The sequence below is a fragment of the Archangium violaceum genome, from assembly GCF_016887565.1.
GTDB classification, from domain to species: domain Bacteria; phylum Myxococcota; class Myxococcia; order Myxococcales; family Myxococcaceae; genus Archangium; species Archangium violaceum_B.
The window spans coordinates 5,825,854-5,848,497 of the sequence record NZ_CP069396.1; the positions used below are offsets into that span (position 1 = coordinate 5,825,854).

Here is a 22,644-nt window from a genome sequence, read left to right on the forward strand (position 1 = left end):
CGGTGGCGCTGGAGAAGGACGAGGTCTTCGTCTTCCCGGCCTCGTCCTCGCAGCGTCGTCTCTGGTTCCTGGATCGTCTGGAGCCGGGGCTGGCGACGTACAACATGCCCTTCGCGCTCCGGCTGGAGGGCTCGCTCGACATCAAGGCCCTGGGCGCGAGCCTGGATGCGCTCGTCGAGCGGCACGAGGTGCTCCGGACCTCCTTCGAGGAGGAGGAGGGCGGGGAGGTGGTGCAGCTCGTCCACCCGGCCCGTCCGCTCGACGTGCGGCGGGTGTCCCTGGCCTCGCGGCCTCGTGAGGAGCGGGAGCGGGAGCTGCGCGCACTGTGCACCACCGAGGCGGGCGCGCCCTTTTCGTTGGCGCAGCCTGGGCTGATCCGGGCGACGCTCATCGAGCTGGGGCCTTCGGAGCACGTGCTGCTGCTCGTGCTGCACCACATCATCTCGGATGGCTGGTCGATAGGCGTGCTGACCCGCGAGCTGGCCGCGCTCTACCCGGCGCTGGCCGCGGGGCGGGAGTCGCCGCTGGAGGAGCCCGAGCTCCAGTACGTCGACTTCAGCGAGTGGCAGAACGAGTGGCTCGCGGGGGACGCTCCGCGCGCCCAGGCCGACTACTGGCGCGGGAAGCTCGGCGGAGAGCTGCGCCAGGTGGAGCTGCCCACGGATCGGCCGCGCCCGGCGCAGGCCACCTACCGGGGCTCCACGCGTGAGTTCGCCCTGTCCCGCGAGGTGTCCGAGCAGGTGCGGCGCTTCAGCCAGGAGCAGGGCGCCACCTCCTTCATGACGCTGCTGGCGGCGCTCGACGCGCTGCTGCACCGGTACACGGGGGAGACGGACATCATCGTCGGCACGGCGATCGCCGGCCGCAATCGCCGCGAGCTGGAGGGCGTGATCGGCTTCTTCGCCAACACGCTCGCGCTGCGCGTGTCGCTGGAGGGGGACCCGGACTTCCGCGAGCTGGTGCGGCGGGTGAAGACCGTCACCCTGGAGGCGTTCGCGAACCAGGAGCTGCCCTTCGAGCGGCTGGTGGAGGAGCTGAGGCTCCCGCGCGACCTGGGGCGCAACCCGCTCTTCCAGGTGATGCTGGTGCTGGAGAACATGCCCCTGGGCGAGCTGGAGCTCCCCGGGCTGACGCTCCGACCGCTGGAGATCGAGACGCACGCGGCGAAGTTCGATCTCACCCTGTCCCTGCGCGATACGCCCGAGGGGCTGCAGGGCACCGTCGAGTACAACCGCGACCTCTTCGAGCCGGCCACCATCGACCGGCTGGTGACGCACTTCGAGCGGCTGCTGGAAGGCACCGCGAAGCCCTGGGCCCGCGTGTCCGAGCTGCCCCTGCTCGGGCGCGCGGAGGAGACGCTGCTGCTGGAGACGTGGAACCCGCCCGGGGAGCTGCCTCGGGACGGCTCGCTGCTGCACTCGCGCGTGGAGGCCCAGGCCCGGCGGACCCCGGACGCGCCCGCGGTGGCGGACGAGACGCGCGAGCTCACCTATGCCGAGCTGGAGCGCCGCGCCAACCGGCTCGCGCGCCACCTGCGCGAGCTGGGCGTGGGCCCGGAGGTGCGCGTGGGCGTATGCCTGCGGCGCACGGTGGACCTGCCGGTGGCGCTGCTCGCGGTCCTCAAGGCCGGGGGCACCTACGCGCCGTTGGATCCGGACTATCCCCCCGAGCGGCTCGGCTACCTGCTGGAGGACTCGTGCTCGGCGCTGGTCATCAGCGAGCGCTCCGTGCTCCCCGCGCTGCCCGTGTCGCGTCCCCGGACGCTCGTGCTGGAGGAGCTGGGCGACGTGCTGTCAGCCGGGCCGGACGCGCCGCTGCCCGCGAGCTGTGACGCGGAGAACCTCGCGTACCTCATCTACACCTCGGGCTCGACGGGCCGGCCCAAGGGCGTGGCCATCACGCACCGCAGCGCCGCCATCTTCATCTCCTGGGCGCTGAAGGAGTTCCCGCTCGACGAGATGCGGGGCGTGCTCGCGGCCACCTCGGTGTGCTTCGACCTCTCCATCTTCGAGCTCTTCGTGCCGCTGTCCTGCGGTGGCCGGGTGCTCGTCGTCCCCAACGCCCTGCACCTGCCGGCCTTCTCGCGCCGCGACGAGGTGACGCTGGTCAACACCGTCCCCTCGGCCATGGCGGAGCTGGTGCGCGCGCGCGGGCTGCCGCGCTCGGTGCGCGTGGTCAACCTGGCCGGCGAGGCCCTGCCCAAGCGCACCGTCGACGCGCTCTACGCGCTCGGGCACGTGGAGCGGGTGCTCAACCTCTACGGGCCCTCGGAGGACACCACCTATTCGACGTTCGACCACGTGCCCGCCAACGAGGGCCGTGGACCGACGATCGGCCGGCCACTGGAGAACTCCCAGGCGTACGTGCTGGACCGCCACCTGCGGCTCGTGCCCCAGGGCGTGCCCGGAGAGCTGTACCTCGCGGGTGACGGGCTCGCGCGTGGCTACCTGCTGCGGCCGGACCTGACCGCCGAGCGCTTCCTGCCGGATCCCTTCAGCCGCACGCCCGGCGGGCGCATGTACAAGACGGGCGATCTCGTGCGCTACCTGCCGGACGGGCGCCTGGACTACCTGGGCCGCCTGGACCACCAGGTGAAGGTGCGCGGGTTCCGCATCGAGCTGGGTGAGATCGAGGCCCGGTTGCGCGCCCACGAGGATGTGGCCGACACCGTGGTGGTGGCGCGCGAGGACACGCCCGGCGACAAGCGCCTGGTGGGGTACGTGGTGCCCAAGGCGGGGCGGACGATCTCCACGACGTCGCTGAAGTCCGAGCTGTCCAAGCACCTGCCCGAGTACATGGTGCCGCCCCACTGGGTGGTGCTGGAGAAGCTGCCGCTCACGCCCAACCGGAAGGTGGACCGGGCCGCGCTTCCCGCGCCCGAGCGCGCCTCGGCGGGTGGGGAAGGGGAGCGCATCGCGCCCCGCACGGAGACCGAGTCCAAGCTGTGCGAGCTGTGGTCGGAGCTGCTGGAGACGCAGGTGGACGACGTGCGCCAGGGCTTCTTCGAGCTCGGTGGCCACTCGCTGCTCGCCATGCGGATGGTGTCCCGCGTGGAGTCACTCTTCCAGGTGCGCCTGCCGCTGCGGGTCATCTTCGAGGTGCCGAGCCTGGAGGCCCTCGCCGCGCGCCTCGACGCGGAGCGGAAGTCCGGGAGCCAGCCCGCGCTGTCTCCGGTGGTGCCGCAGCCGCGCACCCAACCCCTGCCGCTCTCGTTCGCGCAGCAGCGGTTGTACTTCCTGGATCGGCTGGAGCCGGGCAGCCCCTTCTACACCATCGCGAGTGGCGTCCGGCTCACCGGCCCGCTCGACCGGGAGGCGCTGCGGCACGCACTGGCCGCGCTCGTCGAGCGCCACGAGAGCCTGCGCACCGTCTTCACCCTGGAGCAGGGCGAGCCCGGCCAGCGCATCCTCCCGCCGGCCTTCGAGCTCGAGAGCACGGATGCCACCCTCCTGCCCGCGCACGCCCAGGAGCCTTGGGCGATGGCGCTGGCGGATGACTTCGCCCGCCGCCCCTTCGATCTCTCCCATGAGATTCCGTTCCGCGCGCTGCTCGTGAAGGTGGGCGCGGAAGAACACCTGCTCGTCCTGGCGGTGCATCACATCTCCTCGGACGGCTGGTCGATGAAGCTGATGCTCCGGGACGCGGCTGCCTTCTACGAGGCCCGCCGCTCCGGACGCACGGCCTCGCTCCCCGCGCTGCCGTTCCAGTACGCGGACTTCGCCGTGTGGCAGCGGCGCCTGCTGGAGGGCGACGCGCTCGTGCCGCAGCTCGCGTACTGGGAGAGCAAGCTCGCCGGGCCCCTGCCGCTGTTGGATCTGCCGTCGGATCACCCCCGCCCGATGCAGCGCTCGGATCGGGGCGAGACACTCCACTTCGAGCTGCCGCCCTCCCTGTCCTCGGCGCTGCTCGCGCGGGCCCGTGCGTGGGATGTCACCCTCTTCACGCTGCTGCTCTCGGGCTTCAAGGCCGTCCTCTCCCGCTACGCGCGGCAGTCCGACATCGTCGTGGGCACGCCCATCGCCGGACGCGGCACGGCCGGCACGGATGAGCTGGTCGGCTGCTTCATCAACACGCTCGTGCTGCGGACGGACCTGTCGGACACGCCTCGCTTCGACGAGCTGCTCGCGCGCGTGAAGGCCACGTGCATCGAGGCCTTCAGCCACCCGGACGTTCCCTTCGAGCGGCTGGTGGAGCACCTGGACCCGCCGCGCAGCACCGCGCACACGCCGCTCTTCCAGGCGATGTTCGTCCTCAACGAGCAGCCCTCGGGCAAGGGGCTCTTCGCGGACCTTGGCGTCACCGAGGTTCCCCTCGAGGCCGGCACTTCCACGTTCGATCTCACCTTCACGGTGCTCCAGGAGGACGAGCGGCTCGGGGTCGCCATCGAGTACTCGACCGACCTGTTCGAGGCGCCCTCGATGGAGCGGCTGTTCGACTCCTTCCAGGCGCTCCTGTCGGACGCGCTCGCCCGGCCCGAGGCGCGGGTGGGGGAGCTGGGCCTGCTGTCTCCGTCGGCGCGCACGCGGCTGCTCGACGGCCGTCAGCCGGCGTGGGTCTCCCTCCCCGAGGACGAGACGGTCGTCTCCCGCTTCGAGGCGCAGGCCGCCCGGACACCCGAGCGCGTGGCCCTGGTCGCGACGGACAGGACCCTGACCTACGGGGAGCTGCTCGCCGAGTCCCGGGCGCTATCGGCCCGGTTGCGGGCGCGGGGCGTGGGACGTGGGCACCGCGTGGGCGTGTGCCTGGAGCGCACCAGCCTGCTGCCGGTCGCGCTGCTCGGCGTGCTCGGCACCGGCGCGAGCTACGTTCCGTTGGATCCGCGCTTCCCCCGCGAGCGGCTCGACCTGATGGCCGAGGACGCGAAGCTGAAGCTGACGCTCACCGAGCGCGGCTGCGTGGAGCGCGTCGGCCTGGCTGCCGGTGAGCGGCTGTTGCTGGACGAGCCCGCGGAGATGGGGGAGAGCGTTGCTGGCCCCGGGCCCAGCGGCCTGGACGAGGCCTATGTCCTCTACACCTCGGGCTCCACGGGCCGCCCGAAGGGCGTGAGCGTCCACCACGGCGCGCTGGCGAACTTCCTGCGCTCGATGGCCGAGGCCCCGGGGCTGACGGCCGAGGACGTGCTGGTGGCCATCACCACGCTGTCCTTCGACATCGCGGCGCTGGAGCTCTACCTGCCGCTGCTGGTGGGGGCGCGCGTGGTGCTCGCCACGCGCGAGGAGGCCCAGGACGCCTGGAGGCTGGCGGAGCGCCTGGAGCAGACGGGCGCGACGGTGATGCAGGCCACGCCGACGACGTGGCGCATGTTGCTCGACTCGGGCTGGACGAACCCGCGCCGGCTCATGCAGCTGTGCGGTGGCGAGCCCCTGCCGTCGGATCTCGCGTGGCGGCTGGTGGCCACGGGCGGGGTGTTGTGGAACCTCTACGGCCCTACCGAGACCACGGTCTGGTCCACGGTCGAGCCGATCCTCCCGGGTGGCGGGCGGCCGACGGTGGGCAGGCCCATCCTCAACACGTCCATCCACGTGCTGGACCGGAACCTGGAGCCCGTGCCGGTGGGCGTGACGGGCGAGGTCTACATCGGTGGCGAGGGCGTGGCGCGCGGGTACGTGGGGCGGCCGGAGCTGACGGCCGAGCGCTTCGTGCCGGATCCGTTCAGCGACAGGCCCGGTGCCCGGCTGTACGGCACGGGTGACGTGGGCCGCCTGCGGGACGACGGGCGGCTGGAGCTGCTCGGCCGTGAGGACTCGCAGGTCAAGATTCGCGGGCACCGCATCGAGGTGGGCGAGGTCGAGGCCGCGCTCCGCTCCGAGGCGGTGGTGAGGGACGCGGCGGTGGTGGCGCGAGAGTCCTCCGCGGGCGGGTTGCGGCTGGTGGGGTACGTGGTGGCGCGGCCGGGCGAGAGCCTGGACCCCGAGGCCCTGCGGCGCGCGCTGGAGGCGCGGCTGCCCGGCTACATGGTGCCGTCGGCGTTCGTGGTGCTGTCGGCGCTGCCGATGACGCTCAACAACAAGGTGGACCGCAAGGCGCTCCCGCCGCCGCCCGAGGAGGCGGTTCCGGTGGGCCGAGCGCCGCGCACCGAGCGCGAGGCGCTGGTCGCGTCCATCTTCGCCAAGGCGTTCGGCCGGAGCGCGGTGGGGCTCGACGAGAACTTCTTCGCGCTCGGCGGTGACTCCATCGTCGCGATGCAGATCGTCGCCCGGCTGAGGCGCGAGGGCCTCGCCACCTCTCCGCGCGAGCTCTTCGAGCACCCCACCGTGGGCCAGCTGGCCGAGCGGCTCGTCGCCGTGGAGAAGGCGGCGGCCGAGGCCGCGCTCCCGCTCACGGACGCCGCGCCGCTGTCCTCGATGCAGCAGGGCATGCTGTTCCGCTCGCTGTTCTCGCCCTCGTCGCGCGACTACTTCGAGCAGGTGGGCGCGATGCTGGAGGCGGGCCTGGACGTGGACGCCTTCCGCGCGGCGTGGCAGGCCGTGCTGGAGCGCCACGTGGTGCTGCGCACCGTCCTCTCGCTGGAGGATCCCTCGAACCCGGTGCAGCGCGTGCTGGCCTCGCCGGTGCTGCCGTGGGCCGTGCACGACGGGAGCGCGCTCTCTCCGGCCGCCTTCGAGGCATCGCTCCATGGCTTCCTGGAGGAGGACCTGCGCAAGGGCTTCGCCTTCGAGCGCGAGCTGCTCTTCCGCGTCACGCTGTGGCGTGCGCCCTCGGGGGAGTGGCGGTTCATCCTGTCCTTCCACCACGCCATTCTCGATGGATGGAGCCTGGGCGTGCTCCTGTCGGAGGTCGCCGCGCTCTACGAGGGCTCGCGGAAGGGCCGTGCGCCCGAGCTGCTCGCGCCGCCCGACTTCTGGCGGTTCGTGCGCCACGAGCGCACGCAGGACACCACGCCGCTCGAGCTCTTCTGGAAGGAGACGCTGCGCGGGTTCACCTCGCCCACGGCCCTGCCGAACAGCGAGCACGTGACTCCGGGCCAGGCGGAGCCCGCGTATGCACGGGAGTCCACGCGATTCGAGGCACGCGGGTCCGCGGACCTCCAGGCCTTCTGCGCGCGACACGGCGTGACGCTGGGCACGCTGCTTCAGGCGGCCTGGGGACTGGTGCTCGCTCGGCACGCGGGGGAGGGCGAGGCGGTCTTCGGCTCGCTCGTCTCCGGCCGCTCGGCGCCCGTCGAGGGCGTCACCGAGATGGTGGGCCTGCTCATCAACACGCTCCCGACGCGCGTGACGCTCCAACCCCGGCGTCCGGTGCTGGAGTGGCTGCGCGAGCTTCAGCGGGCCCAGGCGGACGTGCGCGAGCGCGAGCTGTCGCCGCTGGAGCGGGTGCAGCGCTGGAGCGAAGTGGCTCCGGGCCGGCTCCTCTTCGAGAGTGTCCTGGTGGTGGACCCGTGGCCCGTGCGCGGCACGGAGCGGAGCCTCTTCACGTCCGTCGAGGAGCTCGGGCTTCCGCGCACGGGCTTCCCGCTGCACCTGGCGGCCTACCCGGGCGAGCAGTTGGAGCTGCGTCTCACCTACGACGCCGCGCGCTTCGCGGCCCCGACCGTTGCCCGGCTGCTCGGGCACGTACGGACGGTGCTGGAGGCCGTGGTCGCGCGGCCCGAGGCCCCGGTGGGCCGGCTCTCGCTGCTCACTCCGGGGGAGCGCGACACCGTGCTCCAGACGTGGAATGGGACGGGCCACGCGTGGGAGCGCCCGTGCCTGTTGCACGAGCTGTTCGAGGCGCAGGTGGCCCGGACTCCCGAGGCCGTGGCCCTGGTGTTCGAGGGCCGCGAGATGACCTACGCGGCGCTGAACGCGCGGGCCAACCAGCTCGCGCACCGGCTGCGGCGCGAGGGCGTGGGCCCCGAGTCCCTGGTGGGCGTGTTCATGGAGCGCTCGCTGGAGATGGTGCTGGCGCTGTATGGCGCGCTCAAGGCGGGCGGCGCCTACCTGCCGTTGGATCCCAGCTATCCGGTGGAGCGACTCGCCTTCATGGTGGAGGACGCGCAACCGCGGGTCACCCTCACCACGCGCGCGCTGGCGGATCGCGTGCCCGCCGGCTCGGGACTCACGCTGGTGCTCGACGAGGACGGGTGGACGGAGGGCCTTCCGGCCAACGCCGCGAGCACGCCGCCGGTGGTGGGCACCTCGCTCGAGAGCCCGGCGTACTGCATCTACACGTCGGGTTCGACGGGGCGTCCGAAGGGAGCGCTCATCCCGCACCGGGGCATCCACAACCGCATCCTCTGGATGCAGTCCGCCTACGGCATGGGCCCGGAGGATCGGGTCCTCCAGAAGACGCCGTTCAGCTTCGACGTGTCGGTGTGGGAGTTCTTCTGGCCGTTGGCGGTGGGGGCGCGGCTGGTGGTGGCCCGTCCCGGCGGACACCAGGATCCCGCGTACCTCGTGCGGACGATGGAGGAGGCGGGCATCACCACGGCGCACTTCGTGCCCTCCATGCTCCAGTTCTTCCTCGCGGAGCGCGGGCTGGAGCGGCTGGGCTCGCTGTCGCGCGTCTTCTGCAGCGGCGAGGCGCTGCCCGCGAGCCTGCAGCGGCGCTTCTTCGAGCGGCTGCCCGGATCGGGGCTCTACAACCTGTACGGCCCGACGGAGGCCTCGGTCGACGTGTCGCACTGGACGTGCCGGGCGGACGACACGCGCAACACCGTCCCCATCGGTGCACCCGTCTTCAACACGCAGCTGTACGTGTTGGATCCGGAGCTCAACCTGCTGCCCACGGGGGCGCTCGGCGAGCTGTACCTTGGTGGCATCCAACTGGGGCGCTGCTACCTGCGCCGGCCGGACCTGACGGCGGATCGCTTCATGCCGGATCCGTACGGAGGGACACCGGGGGCGCGGATGTACCGCACGGGTGATCTCGCGCGCTGGTTGGAGGACGGCACGGTCGAGTACGTGGGCCGGGTGGACAGCCAGGTGAAGCTGCGTGGCTTCCGCATCGAGCTCGGGGAGATCGAGGCGCAGATCCTCGCGCAGCCGGACGTGGCCGAGGCCGCGGTGGTGGTGCGCCAGGCGCCGGGGGGTGATGCGCAGCTGGCCGCCTACGTGGCGCCCGAGGGCGGCAAGGCCGAGGGCAACTGGGTGGCGACGCTGCGGGCCTCGCTCGCGCGCGTGCTGCCGGAGTACATGGTGCCCTCGCGCTTCGTCGTGCTGGAGCGCCTGCCGCTCACGTCCAGCGGCAAGGTGGATCGGCGGGCCCTGCCTCCGCTGCCGGACCTGGAGACGGGGACTGCCGGCCAGGAGGTGGTGACTCCGCGCAACGCGCGCGAGCGGGCGCTGGTGGAGATCTTCGAGTCGGTGCTCGGCATCGGCGGGGTAGGGGCGACGAGCGACTTCTTCCAGCTCGGCGGCCACTCCATGCTGGCGCTGCGGCTGATCGCCCGCGTCGAGTCCACCTTCGGCGTGCAGCTGCCGCTCTCCACGCTCTTCCAGACGAGCACCGTGGAGGGGCTGGCGGTGGCGGTCGCGGCGTCGGGGGGCGAGCAGAGCGTCCTGGTGCCGCTCGGTGGCCAGGGCGATGCGCCTCCGCTCTTCTTCATCCACCCGGTGGGCGGCAACGTCCTCTCCTACCGCGCGCTCGTCGAGGGCCTCACGAAGGGCCGGCGCGTGTACGCGTTGCAGTCGCATGCCCTGACGGGCGGCGCGGCGGACGCCACGGTGGAGGAGATGGCGGCGCGCTACCTCCGGGAGATCCGCCGGGTACAGCCCTCGGGCCCGTACCACCTGTTCGGCTGGTCCATGGGCGGAGTCATCGCCTTCGAGATGGCACGCCAGCTCCAGGAGGCGGGAGAGCCGCCGGGCACGCTGTGCCTGCTGGACTCGACGCTGGAGGGCTTCGAGAAGCCGCTCACGGACGAGGACGAGGCGGCGCTGCTCGGTGCGTTCGCGGTGGACCTGGGACTCCCGGCTCAGGACGTCCCCAGGGGATTCTCACTCCCCGAGGTGCTCCATGCGGCACGGGCGCGCGGGCTGCTTCCCGCGGAGGCCCCGCTCGCCACGCTCGAGCGCCTCTATACGGTCTTCCGCACCAACCTCGCGGCGCTCCACCGCTACCGGCCAGCCCAGGCGTACGCGGGGGCTCTGCACCTGCTCGCGGCGGCGGAGGGCGGAATCCGCCATGCGACGACGGAGGACTGGGGTTGGGCGGCCTGGGTCCGGGGCGGGGTGCGTGTTATCCGCACCCCTGGCGACCATTACAGCCTCCTCACCGAGCCGAACGTGCATGTGGTACGTGAGCATGTCCGGGCGCTCGTCGATGGTCGGATCGACGGCTCACAGCAGACCCGTAACGAAAGGACGTAGGGCAACCCCATGAACTTCTACGACACGAAACTCTTCCCCTTCGTTCAGGAGCTGGAAGCCAACTTCCCGGCCATCCGCAAGGAAATCGAGACCCAGATCGAGTCCCGGTTCAAGCCCTACGCCTACTCGGACGTGTACAACGCCGGGTGGACCACGCTCGACCTGCTCTACTACGACAACCGCCTGAACGTGCGGAACATGCCGCGCTTCACGGTCTCCGATTGCACGGATCCGATGGCCCTCTTCATGGTGCTGCTCGGCGCGCCGGACTCCTTCGAGTCCCGCCTGCTGCAGTCCCGCCTGGGCATGGAGACCATGAAGGAACTGGCCTCCTATCGCTCGCCGCACGACTGCACGCCGAGCATGATCGACCGGCTGGTCGCGGGCATGAACTCGCTCGTCTATGACGCCGAGCTCTTCGTCGCCAACCAGGATCGCCTCCAGCTCGACGCGCGCTTTCCGCGCTCGCACGAGCGGCTCGAGGGGTTGCTCGCCACTGGCCGGCTGGTGAAACGGGACGGGCGCATCGCGCTCGGGGACGTGGGCGGCGACGAGGGGCGCGAGGCCCTGCGCTGGTTCCACCTCACCGTGCTGGAGGAGGTGCTCTACCCGAGCTTCCTCAAGAAGGGCGGCATGACCGAGTTCAAGGACGTGACGTCCGGCTGCCCGGTCACCACCGGCATCGTGAAGGCCATCCCCGGCCTGCGCAGCGTGTGGTTCTCGTGCCTGGCGCCCGGCTCGCACATCAAGTCGCACACCGGCAATGACGCCACCATGCTGCGCTGCCACCTCGGACTCATCGTCCCCGAGGGCTGCGTCATGCACGTGGGCTCGCAGCTCTTCTCGCCCAACGACTTCAAGAACGCCGATGAGATCCTCGCGCTGGTGAAGCCCTCGAACGACAGCGTTCCGGCGCAGCTGCTGCGCAGCGCGCTGCCGGGCGACGAGCTCGAGAAGCTCCAGAAGTACAGCTCGCTGGAGCAGCCGGAGGATCCGGACGCGGCGTGGAAGAGCCAGTGGGCGGTGGCCAAGGCGCTCAACACACTGGTGAGGCAGCCGGGCTTCTACTCGGCCTGGAGGGACCGTGTGCCGCGCCAGTCGGCCACGCCCGTGCTCGCCGAGACGGTGGCACGCCTGCGGGACATGGGGCTGCTGACGGCGGAGGGGCTGGTGGCGCCGGAGGCGACCAGCACGGAGAAGGGGACGGAGGAGCTGGAGTACCTCAACACCCTCTTCTTCATCGAGGCGGTCTTCCCGAGGTTCCTCGCGAAGGATCCGCGCGTGCGCAAGGAGCCGATCTCCTGGCGTGAGGGCCGCTGCTTCGTCTTCGACGACACGCAGTACCACGAGGTCTGGAACCGGAGTCAGAGCAACCGGGTCATCCTGAACGTGGACATCGAGAAGAGCGTCTACATCCGCTAGGTCGAGGTCATGGGGAAGCGAGTGAAGAAGAGTGCGTGGTGGGCCCGGATGGTGGGGCTCGTGGTGGGCCTTGCTCGTCCGGCCTTGGCGGCCGAGGAGCCGGCGGCGGTCTTCCAGGCCACGCGGGCCGAGGGCTCGCTGGCGGTCGATGGCCGGTTGGACGAGCCGGCCTGGGCCACCGCGCCGGTGTTCTCCTCCTTCACGCAGAGCTTCCCCACGCCCGGGACCGCTCCGAGCGAGAAGACCGAGGTGCGGTTGGTATACGACGACCGCAACCTCTACGTGGGCATCACCGCCCATGACAGCCAGCCCGGGTCCATCCACCGGGGCATCGGCCGGCGCGATGCCATCCCCGCCTCGGACGTGGTGCGGGTGATGGTGGACAGCCTGCGGGACCGGACCACCGGCTACGTCTTCGCGATCAACGCGGGCGGCACGCTGGAGGACGGGCGCATCACCGACGACGTCAACATCTCCACCGACTGGGACGCGGTATGGGAGGGGAGCTCGGCCGTCACGGAGACGGGGTGGACGGCGGAGCTGCGTCTGCCCCTGCGGCTGCTGCGCTTCCCCGAGGTCCCCGAGCAGCTCTGGGGCTTCCACGTGCGCCGGGAGATCGCCCGCACGCACGAGCAGCTGGACTCGGTCGTCATCCCGCGCGAGGCCAACGCCCTGGTGTCTCGCTTCACCGAGCTGCGCGACATGAAGGGCCTGCACCACGGGGGCCAGCTCACGCTCACGCCCTACCTGGCCAGCCGGCTCACCTCCCAGTCGCGGCTCGTGGATCCCTCGGTCGACGTCGGGCTCGACTTCCAGGCCAACCTCACGAGCGATCTGTCGTTGACGGGTACCATCAACCCGGACTTCGGCCAGGTGGAGGCGGATCGGCTGCTGGTGAACCTGGGCACCTCCGAGCTCTTCTTCCCGGAGAAGCGCCCCTTCTTCCTCGAGGGGTTGGATCTCTTCCAGCCGGTGGGCTCGGCGGATGGCCGCTCGGCGCAGTCGCTCTTCTATTCGCGGCGCATCGGCCTGACGACGCCGCTGCTCGGCGCGGTGAAGCTGACGGGCACCGTGCGCGAGGGCGTGCAGATCGGCTTCCTCGACGCGGTGGTGATGGGCTCGGTGGATCCCACGCGCGCGCAGGCCATCGCGGAGGGGAAGGATCCGGACTCGCTGCCGTTGGATCGCCGCTACCAGTTCCACCCGGAGCGCCCGTTCCACTTCGCGCCCAACAGCTCGCTGCCCGCGGAGGTGTCCGCGCCGACGAACTTCCTGGCCGGCGTGGTGCGGACCGAGCTGGCGGAGGGGGCGCGTGTCGGCGCCATGGTCACCTCCGTCAATCCGCTCACCGCGCGCTGCCCCACGGGCGTGCCGGCGGGAGACCCGAGCTGCACGCCCCGGGGTGGGCAGGGCGTGGCGGCGGACTTCTCGTTCCGCAGCAGGAGTGGCGCCTACGCGCTGCTCGGCCAGGTGGATGGCTCCCGCGTATCGGGCGGTCCCTCCGAGGGCGTGCTGCTGCGCGATGGAACGCGGCTGCGTTCGGGGGACATGGGCTTCGGCACCTGGCTGAAGGGCGGCAAGCTGGGCGGTGAGCCGTGGCGCCTGACGCTCTCGTACCAGCACGCCTCCCCGAAGTTGGATCTCACCGCGGCGGGCTACCAGCCCGTGCAGAACGAGCAGGAGGCGAAGGCTCACGTCGAGTACGGCTACAGCAGTGGCTGGGGGCCGTTCGCCGAGCTGTGGACCGGCGTGCTGGCCAGCGGCCGGTGGTCCACGGACGGGCGGGGAATCGGTCTCAACCAGTCGACGGTGCTGACGGCCGATGGCGTGCTGCCGGACCTGTCCTCGTTCTACTTCGAGCTCGGCCTGGAGCGGGGCCGGTTGGATCTCCGGGAGATCGACGGGGCGGGCATCGCCTTCCAGCGGCCGTCCTTCGTCTTCGGCATCTTCCAGTTCGAGACGGATCCGACGAAGCCCCTGTCCTTCAACTTCAGCGGCTACCTGGACAGGACGCGCGACGAGGCGCTGACGCAGGGGCAGGTGGGCTACGACGTGACGGTGGGCCTCACCTGGCGTCCGCTGCCGCGCCTCCAGACGGAGTTCACCACCGGCTACAACGCGACCCAGGACGGTCCGCGCTGGGTGGGGGATGACGGCCAGGGCCGGATCCTCTTCGCGCAGCTGCTGCCGCGCTTCCTGACGCTGACGCTGCGGCAGCTCGTGGTCATCACCCCGCGGCTCACCCTGCAGGCGTACGCGCAGCTCCTCACCGGATACGGCCACTATGGCCCGTTCTACTCCGCCGAGGCTCCGGGCGGAGGCATCCTCCGCTTCAGCGATCTCCAGATGGCGAGCGGGGATGTCGACGATCCGAGCTTCCACACCTCCGCGCTGAACGTGAACCTGGTGGCCCGGTGGGAGTACCGGCTCGGCTCGACGCTCTTCCTCGTCTACTCGCGCGCGCAGGAGGAGCTGCCGCCCCCGCCGGGTGCCGTCATCAGCCGCTCGCTCACGCCCCGGACGCTGCTGAGCGGGCCGAGCTCGGACACGGTGATGCTCAAGGCCAGCTACGCGTGGTGAGGGTGGCGGGCCTCAGCCCGGGCTGGCCACGGAGCCGGCCGGGGCGGGCTCGGAGGAGGAGGGCTCGTCGTCCAGCTCGCGCACCGGCCGGTACAGGTACGCGCCGATCGCGGCGAGGATGGCCAGCAGCCCCATCAACATCATGAAGAACCCGATGCCGCGCCCGGGCCCCACGCCCAGCACGCGGCCCACGCTGGAGGCCAGCGCGCCGCCGGGCATCAGCATCGGCTCGAAGACGCGGTCGGCCAGGGGTCCACCGACCAGGTAGGCGATGGGCGTCGACGCCCAGGCGAGCGCCGTGCGCACCGCGAAGACGCGGCCCTGCACGTCCGCGGGCACCTTGGTCTGCCACAGCGCCTGGCTGCAGGCGCCCATGGGGGGGTTGAAGAACATCAACCCGAAGCCCGCCAGGGTGATGAGCAGCAGCGAGGGGCGGAGCCCCGTCAGCATCACGCACAGGCCGTACAGCACCCCCGCGCCGAGGACGCCGAGGACGCGCCTGCGGGGCCCACCCCAGGCGCTCATCACCAGGCTGCCAATCACCATGCCCAGGGTGCAGCACCCGAGCACCCAGCCGAGCTTCTGCGGCGTGTCCATGCGCAGCACCAGGGGCGTGACGAGCACCTCGGCCAGTCCCATGGTGAGGTTGACGATGGAGAAGAACCCGAGCAGCGCCATCAGCCCCGGCCGCGAGGTGATGTAGTGCCAGCCGAAGGTGAGGTTGGCCACCAGTCCCTGATCGCGGATCCGCTCGCCCTCGGCGCTCCGGGTGGGGGCGGGGATGCGCGCCAGGAGCTCGGCGCTGATGGCGAACACGAAGCTCGCCAGGTCCAGCAGCATGGCCCCCTTGAGCCCCCAGTGGACGAAGAGCATGCCCGCCAGCGGTGGGGACAGGGTCCGCCCCGCGGCCTGGGCGAGCTGCACCAGTCCGCTCGCCCGTCCCAGGTGCTGTGGCGGCAGCAGCATCGTCGTGGCCGCGGTGAAGGCCGACTCCTGGAAGATGCTGGCCGCGGCCGACACGCTCACCCCCAGGTACACGTGCCACACCTCGAGCCGGCCCGTGGAATACAGCAGCAGCATCGTCAGGGTGCTGAGCGCCGCGGCGGTGTCGCTGCCGAACATCACCCAGCGCCGATCCCACCGGTCCACCAGCACGCCCGCCACCGGTGACAGCACCACCACGGGCGCCACCGAGCACAGGGTGATCAGCGCGAACTCCGTCACCGAGCCCGTGCGCTCATAGGTCCACACCCCCAGCGAGAAGGACGTCAACCCCGAGCCCAGCAGGGACACCAGCTGGCCCAGCCACAGCAGTCCAAAGTTCGCCAGGCTGGGGCTGACAGGGGCTGGGGTCTTCGACGTGCTGTCCATGTGGGGGTCGCGCACTCTAGTGTAACATCCCTGGATTCTCAAAAGCCGGGATTCTCGGAAATCGCGAGTCCGGCGGCTTCTTCGGGTTCAGCTTGTTTTGCGGTCCTACGGCATGGTAACCAATACTGGACATGTCCAACCCCGTTGCAACGTTGCCCGCCTCACGAGTGCTGCCCCTGTACCTGCATGGGTTGGCCTTTTTTGGGGGGTTCAACGTGATGTTGTTGGAGATGTGCGCTTTTCGCGTACTCCAGACCACGTTTGGTTCCTCCATCTACGTCACGGGGTTGTTGCTGGCGCTGGTGATGATCGCGCTGTCGGCGGGCTACTACCTGGGCGGCTGGTTCTCGCAGCGCTTCTCGTCGCTGGAGTTCCTGCTGGGGATGTTGCTGTCGGCGGTGGGGTACGTGGTGCTGACGGGCGTGCTGCTGGCGGAGCCGCTGCTGGACTTCTTCTTCGGGCTGCGTGACTCGTTCACGGGAGAGCTCACGGGCCACCTGGTGCCGCCGGCGGCGGCGACGCTGGTGCTCTACGCCGTGCCGATGCTGGCCCTCAGCCAGGTGTCGCCCTATCTGATCCGGCTGCTGGCCGTGCACTCCTCGGAGCTGGGCTCGGTGGGAGCCACGGCGGGCAAGCTGATGGCGGTGTCCAACGTGGGCAGCATCATCGGCACGTCGCTGCCCTCGTTCGTGCTCATCCCGCTCTTCGGGGTGCAGAAGACGCTGGCGGTGTTCATCGTCGCGGAGCTGCTGATCATCGCCCTGGGCTTCCTGGTGGCGCGCCGGCGGATGGCGGTGGTGGCGCTGGCCTCGGTGGCCCTGGTGGGCGCGGTGGCGGTGCCGGCGCTGCGCAAGGCCCCCACGCCCTTCTCCTACAGGGGCGCCCAGGTGGTGTTCGATTCCGAGTCCCTCTACGGGAACGTGAAGATCCTCCGCTCCATCGACGAGGACGGGGACGAGCGGCTCGAGTACATGCCCTCGCGCGGCTACATCCACTCCACGGTGTACCCGGGCAAGCCGCTGAAGGATCAGTTCACCACCGCCTACGTGAACGTGGGGCTGGCGCGGGGAGCCAGGCGCTACCTGGTGCTCGGCACGGCGCTCGGAGGCGTGGTGGCGGCCATCCAGGCGGCCGTGCCGGATGCGCGGATCACCACGGTGGAGATCGACCCGCTGGTGGTGGATCTGGCCAAGCGCTTCGTGCCCTCGCTCCAGCAGCCGGCCGTGACGCACGTGGTGAAGGACGCGCGGCTGTTCCTGCGCGAGGACACGGGTGAGTACGACTACATCGTCGTCGACATCTTCTCCGGCGAGCAGATCCCCGCGCACTGCGTCTCCCAGGAGTTCTTCGCGCTGGCGTACGCGCGGCTGGCGCCCGGCGGGGTGATGCAGATGAACACCAACCTGTGGGACTTCCACGTCACCACGGGACTGGAGCAGCCGGAGCCCTTCGTGCCGGTGCGCCACGTGCACTCGGCGCTGCTGCGCGTGGGCTTCGCCTCGCTCTTCCAGAACGACTTCTTCGAGCACGGCCACCTGTACGCCTTCCGCGAGAAGACGAGCGCGGAGCAGCTCTACCAGCAGCTGGAGCGCATGGCGCTGGACGAGCAGGTCGAGCCCAACCTGCGGGCCTCGGTGGCGATGGCGCGCCTGGCGCTGGTGCCCATTCCGGACGAGCGGCGGGAGCTGAAGCCGTTCTCGGATTCGTGGGTGCCCGAGGCACAGCTGCACCTCAAGGGCAACTTCGAGATGTACCTGTCGGCGCTCTCCCGCGCGCGGCGGCTGCCGGAGTGGAACAAGACGGTGGTCGAGCCGGGAGACACGCAGCTGCGCCTCATCAGCGCGCGCCACTACGCGGAGATTGGCGAGGCGTTCTCCCCGACGATGCACGGCTACTCCTCCTATATGAAGGCGGAGGGGGGCGAGGCGTACTGCCGGGACGTGCTCGCGTGGGTGGCGCGGACCTCACGGGAGAGCCTGTATCCGGAGCTCGCCCGGTACCTGCACACCCGCGTCATCCATGATTGTGAGCAGCGGTTCCAGGCCGGAGAGGCCGAGGCGAAGGGGACCGTGGCCAGCTTCCGTCGCTACGTCGGCGCGGCGGTGCTGGTGGACGAGAATGAGGGGGCGCGCGCCGTCCCCTCCCTGACCGAGATCCTGCGAGAGACCTCCTCCACCTGAGGGGGGGGAGCGCTCCGGCTCGGACAGTTGAGGCAGTCGAGAAGGAAGGCAAGAGAGATGGCCATCATCGACATCGAGCACATCGAGCTGTACGTGGCGGACGCGCACGCGGCCGCGGACTTCTATGTGGCGCGGCTCGGCTTGCGGAAGCTGGCCGTGGCGGGACCGGAGACGGGGCTGGCGGGTCGGCGCTCGGTGCTGCTGGGGCATGGCGGCATGAGGCTGGTGGTGACGTCCGCGCTGGAGCCGACGGGGCCGGTGGCCGAGTACGTGGCGAGGCACGGGGACGGGGTGGCGGACATCGCGCTGAGGGTGGAGGACGCGGCGGCGGTGTTCGAGCGGGTGGTGGGAGCGGGGGGCAAGGCGGTGGCCCGGCCGGTGACCACGCGAGTGGCGGGGCACGAGGTGGTGCGGGCGGTGGTGGAGGTGGTGGGCAACGTGCGGCACTCGCTCATCCAGCGTCCCGAGGGACTCCAGCGGGGCTGGTACGAGGGCTTCGTGGCGCTCGAGGCGGAGCCCACGCCGCTGCCGCACGGGCTGCTGGACTTCGACCACTTCGCGCTGTGCCTGGAGCTGGGGCAGTTGGATCCGCTGGTGCGCTTCTACCAGGAGGTGCTGGGGTTCCGTCTGTCGCACACGGAGTACGTGGAGACGGCGGCGAGCGGGATGAACTCGAAGGTGGTGGAGAGCGCGAACGGGCGGGTGAAGTTCCCGATGCAGGAGCCGATTCCGGGGCGGCCCGGGCAGATTGACGACTTCCTGGCGAAGCATGGCGGGTCGGGGGTGCAGCACGTGGCGCTGCTCTCGGACGACATCGCCGCGGCGCTGCGGGGCCTGAGCGCGCGGGGCATGCGCTTCATGACGACGCCCGGGAGCTACTACGAGATGTTGGGCGAGCGGGTGGGGCGGATCGACGAGGACGTGGAGGTGCTGCGCTCGCTCAACGTGCTGGTGGATCGGGACGAGTGGGGCTACCTGCTGCAGATCTTCGCCAAGTCGGACCACGACCGGCGCACGCTGTTCTTCGAGATCATCCAGCGCAAGGATGCCCGGGGATTCGGGAGCGCGAACGTGCGGGCCCTGTTCCAGGCGGTGGAGCGGGAGCAGATGAGGGCGGCGGCGTCGTAGGGGAGGGGGTCCAGGAGGGGCCTGATGGGGTCCGAAGTGTTCGGAGCCCGTCCGTAGCCCCACCGGCGCATCGTCGTCATTGTTCCGTGGAAGCGGTTACAGATACGTACCGTTCCGTAGAAACTGGTGCGGGTTACAGGGGAATGGCCGTGTTGGCAATTTCCCTGGGCAGGTTGAGGCCGCTCTCGAAGAAGTGGGAATCCGGAAGGGCTTTCTTCAGGTCTTCGAAGGAGGCCTGATCCCCGTACATGAGATCATAGACGCTGACCAGCCGGCCGCCCTGGTTGTATTCGAAGACGTACCGAAGATCATCCGGGTCCTCCCAGTAATACTTCGTTACGCCCAGCACCTTCTTGTTCTTGTCCAGGTTGACTTCCATCAACCCACGACCGCTCTGGCCTTGGAGGATGAGGGTAAAGCCTTCCAGCCCACCGGAAGCGGAATAGGAATGAGCTTCTTCCCATATGAGGTCGCGGACGGCCGTCAGCTTCCGCCGGGTCGTGAAGCCAACCCCCTTGTACATTTTGGAATGAGTGGCCTTGACGTCGTCGTCGCTGCGCTCGCCGGGGTAGTCGACCCGGGAGAGCTTTCCGCGGGAATAAAGCTCGACCCGATCCAACTGGCCAGGGGCACTGAAGAATGCCTTGGCATGATTTGCCAGCCCCCGCGCCGCTTCGGCGGTCACTTCCTGGCCGTCCTCTACCACGAATCCATCATAATACTTCACGCGCTCTTCAGTCTTCATGATCGGATCCCTCACAGATCAAGAGAAGGATAAAGGTCTAGCTTGCTCGAGGACTTCATGACAGAGAGATCCACCTTGACCTTGAATACATCCTCAATGAGGCTCGTAACCTCGTCACTGAAGGTCATCTCTGGAGTGACCCGGTCGAAATAATATTTCGGGACGAAGCCATCTTTTGTTCTCTTTTCGAGATCCTTCAGGATCTTGCGCGCGGCGTGCGGGTTCTGGGCTCTGCCGGCGATTCCATCGGCGCATCGGGTAGCGAACTTCAAGAACGCCTCATCCGAAACGAAGATGGCGACATCGATGTCCTTGGCATCAGGAGTTCTGAGCGAGGAGCCTTGGATCACCATCCGCCCATCCGGAATGCCGTATTTCGTAAGCAGCTGTTTGAGTCTGGACTGGAACTGCTGGAACTTCTTCAAGCTGTCGAAGTGATAGGGATAGCCTCGGGACTGGATGATCTTCACCCAGTTCTCCATCTGCTCTTGGACTTGTTCGGGTGTCAGCGGTAGTTTGGGTGGCTTCTTGCTAGGCTTGGCGATGGACCCCATCTCCAGGAAGTCAATGATTTGCTTGTCGCTCAACCCCAATCTCACGCCAGCGGCGGCGATCTCATCGACGTTCGCCGCCGTATAGACGCTCCGTATCTGCTCGGAGAGTTCCTTGTAGTTCAGCGGCTTCCGGAACTTGGGGGGATCCTTCCTGGGCTCCTCTGGGAGTTTGTCTCGGGAGACCTTTTTCCCGGCATTGGCCTCGTCGACGGCCTCATTGACGCCCTTCCTGAACGCCAACGCCAGTTCGTCCAGTTGCTCCGGACTCAACTTTTCGAGATCTTTGAACTCGACCGCTGTCTTCATTTCCTGCCAGAAGACGTCGAAATGTTTGATGCCTCTCTTGGCGGCGGCGTAGCCCAGCGCGACCATCTGGCGGAGAAGGTCTGGATTCACGCCCGAGTTCAACGTGCTGAGGCTAGCCCGGAGGGTCGTGCGGAACTGCTTTAAAGCAGCCTGGTACTGGGCTTCAGCATTCTCAGCTGCAGTCTTGCTCTTCTCCAGTGCTTTTGCTCGATCGGCGACCTCTTGAGCCGTTGGTGTCTTGGGAGAACTATCGGGCGTAAGCCTCTTTCCAGGGAGTCTTTCAGACGCCTCGGATACTGCCTTCACGAGCTTCTTCTTCGCAACGTCCGGAATGCTCTTCGAGACAGTCGTCACATTTTTCGCAAGTTCGAGAACCTTCGGAAACTTTGCGATGAGTTTGCTGAACTTCCCAGCCTTGCCCGCCCACTTCACGAGGGCAGCGGACCCCGTAATGATCGCCATGACGATCTCGGCGATTGCATAGCCAACCACCCAGCCACGGAAGTGCCATTTCTTGAGGAAGTTCTTGTCGTACCAGCGAGAACGGAAGGCTTCGAGTCCCACCTCGACCAAAGCCTTGAAGTCCATCTTCTCTACAAGATCCCACAGTTTCTTCAGGTCTGAGAGGAACTCGCCGGTGATGAGGCTCTTCAAGATTTTCCAGACCAGTTCCACCAGGTCGACGAGTCCGGTCAGGAGATCCCATATCGATTCGAGTATGCCGTGGATCAGGCCCGCTGAGAATGCCGCATGTCCCAGGATGTAATCCCCGAGGATCTCGGCGGTGAGCTTGGCTGCCTGCCAGACGTCATGGCTGATAGAGCCCGAACCCACCTTGCCCCGCATGCTCTTGGCGAATTCGAGGCTGGGAATCCAGATGAGATATTTCTCACGAGTCTGCGTCTTGTTCCAATCCGCGCTCGCATACGGTTTGTAGATACCGCTGAGTCCTTTTCTGCGGTTGGCTTCGACGAGGACATTGACATAGTACCGCTCGTCCTGCCCCCAATCCTGTCCCCAGGAGATAGTGCTCCCCGTGTGAAGCTGCTTCACGATCCCCAGGAAGCCTTCGTTGGGCTTGACCTTGTAGTACTGCGTCACAATCTCCAGAGCGCCCTCGTTGGGCTTGATCTTGTGGAGGACCGCCTCGGGGTCTGGGGGATTGATGCTCACGTACTTCGAATAAACGTAGCCAAAGCTCCCATCATCGAGCGTTACGAAGTACCAGTCGCCGGGGAGTTCATGGCTAACATAAACCCGTGTGTTGAACGGGAGCTTCTTGTGAATGGCCCCATCAGGCTTGGGTTTTTCGTGAAGATTCACTCCTTCGTCATTACGTACCCGGCCAAAACTCTTGACTGCCTTGCCTGCGTTGTACGGGACCGTCTTCGGCGCCTGGGTGCTGGAAGTCCTGGCGGTGGAGGCTTGGATGCTGGAAGTCTTGGCGGTGGAGGCCTGGGTGCTCGGGGCGGGGGACTGAGCAGTGGGCTGACTCTCCTGCGGAATCTTCAACACCTGACCAATCACGATACGGTTGGGATCGCTGATGCCATTCGCCTGGGTCAGCGCTTCCACCGTAACGTTGTTGCGTTGGGCGATTTTGGATAGGGTCTCGCCTGCGAGGACTCGGTGGGTCAGTAGCTTTGGAGGAGGGCTCGATGGAGACTGGCGCTCCTGCGGAATCTTCAGCACCTGACCAGCCCAGATGCGATTGATATCGCTGATGCCGTTGTTCAGGGAGAGCACTTCCACCGTGACGTTGTAACGCCGGGCGATCCTGTACAGAGTGTCGCCTGCCCTGACCCGATATTCGATGTTGGTGCCGGTCATGACCGTCCACGCCAAAGAGGGAGCGTTCTGCCCGGCCGGCAGTATAAACGCTTCGGACTGGGAAGGTGATGGCCGCCCAGAAGTACGGTTGCAGTGCGTGGTCCTTCGGGTGCCGCCGTGGAAGATGTCAAAGGATTCGTTGCCGACACCTCGCCCCTATGAATCGTCTGACTCCCTGTCCGGGGAGCGGGCACGGGCGTGGGCCTGGCCATCAGCCACGACAACATCCGAGGGCTCGG

The 22,644-nt window shown here is 68.6% G+C and carries 8 protein-coding genes; 5 read left to right on the forward strand and 3 right to left on the reverse strand.

Annotated elements, in window-relative coordinates:
* The first annotated feature begins 2 nt into the window (after nt 1-2).
* From JRI60_RS23795 to JRI60_RS23805, 3 genes are read left to right on the forward strand one after another with little or no spacing between them, the layout of a single operon-like run.
* Nucleotides 3-10,289 (forward strand): non-ribosomal peptide synthetase, encoded by a 10,287-nt coding sequence (locus tag JRI60_RS23795; RefSeq protein ID WP_204228179.1) that lies wholly within the window; start codon nt 3-5, stop codon nt 10,287-10,289.
* A 9-nt stretch (nt 10,290-10,298) separates the two neighbouring features.
* Nucleotides 10,299-11,711: an aspartyl/asparaginyl beta-hydroxylase domain-containing protein gene (locus JRI60_RS23800; RefSeq protein ID WP_204228180.1), complete on the forward strand. Its 1,413-nt coding sequence runs from the start codon at nt 10,299-10,301 to the stop codon at nt 11,709-11,711.
* 21 nt (nt 11,712-11,732) lie between these two features.
* On the forward strand, nt 11,733-14,291 hold the full coding sequence (locus JRI60_RS23805) for a DUF5916 domain-containing protein (protein ID WP_204228181.1): 2,559 nt from the start codon (nt 11,733-11,735) through the stop codon (nt 14,289-14,291).
* Between the two features lie 12 nt (nt 14,292-14,303).
* Here JRI60_RS23805 and JRI60_RS23810 read toward each other — a convergent pair whose 3' ends face one another.
* On the reverse strand, nt 14,304-15,662 hold the full coding sequence (locus JRI60_RS23810) for an MFS transporter (RefSeq protein ID WP_204228182.1): 1,359 nt from the start codon (nt 15,660-15,662) through the stop codon (nt 14,304-14,306).
* A 131-nt stretch (nt 15,663-15,793) separates the two neighbouring features.
* Between JRI60_RS23810 and JRI60_RS23815 the strand changes: the two genes are divergently transcribed.
* Both JRI60_RS23815 and hppD read left to right on the forward strand, forming a co-directional pair.
* Entirely contained in the window at nt 15,794-17,842 is a 2,049-nt protein-coding gene (locus JRI60_RS23815) for a fused MFS/spermidine synthase (RefSeq protein WP_204228183.1), read from the forward strand.
* Between the two features lie 57 nt (nt 17,843-17,899).
* Nucleotides 17,900-18,970 (forward strand): 4-hydroxyphenylpyruvate dioxygenase, encoded by a 1,071-nt coding sequence (gene hppD / locus JRI60_RS23820; protein WP_204228184.1) that lies wholly within the window; start codon nt 17,900-17,902, stop codon nt 18,968-18,970.
* A gap of 133 nt (nt 18,971-19,103) precedes the next feature.
* Here hppD and JRI60_RS23825 read toward each other — a convergent pair whose 3' ends face one another.
* Together JRI60_RS23825 and JRI60_RS23830 are read right to left on the reverse strand one after the other, a co-directional pair.
* Entirely contained in the window at nt 19,104-19,715 is a 612-nt protein-coding gene (locus JRI60_RS23825; protein ID WP_204228185.1) for a hypothetical protein, read from the reverse strand.
* A gap of 11 nt (nt 19,716-19,726) precedes the next feature.
* Entirely contained in the window at nt 19,727-22,405 is a 2,679-nt protein-coding gene (locus tag JRI60_RS23830; RefSeq protein WP_204228186.1) for an SH3 domain-containing protein, read from the reverse strand.
* Between the last annotated feature and the right edge of the window lie 239 nt (nt 22,406-22,644).

What these genes read in the sequence shown, in the direction of transcription:
- JRI60_RS23825 (WP_204228185.1), bottom strand. Translation starts at nt 19,715, where the DNA reads ATGAAGACTGAAGAGCGCGTGAAGTATTATGATGGATTCGTGGTAGAG.
- JRI60_RS23800 (WP_204228180.1), top strand. Translation starts at nt 10,299, where the DNA reads ATGAACTTCTACGACACGAAACTCTTCCCCTTCGTTCAGGAGCTGGAA.
- hppD (WP_204228184.1), top strand. Translation starts at nt 17,900, where the DNA reads ATGGCCATCATCGACATCGAGCACATCGAGCTGTACGTGGCGGACGCG.
- JRI60_RS23815 (WP_204228183.1), top strand. Translation starts at nt 15,794, where the DNA reads ATGTCCAACCCCGTTGCAACGTTGCCCGCCTCACGAGTGCTGCCCCTG.
- JRI60_RS23810 (WP_204228182.1), bottom strand. Translation starts at nt 15,662, where the DNA reads ATGGACAGCACGTCGAAGACCCCAGCCCCTGTCAGCCCCAGCCTGGCG.
- JRI60_RS23830 (WP_204228186.1), bottom strand. Translation starts at nt 22,405, where the DNA reads ATGACCGGCACCAACATCGAATATCGGGTCAGGGCAGGCGACACTCTG.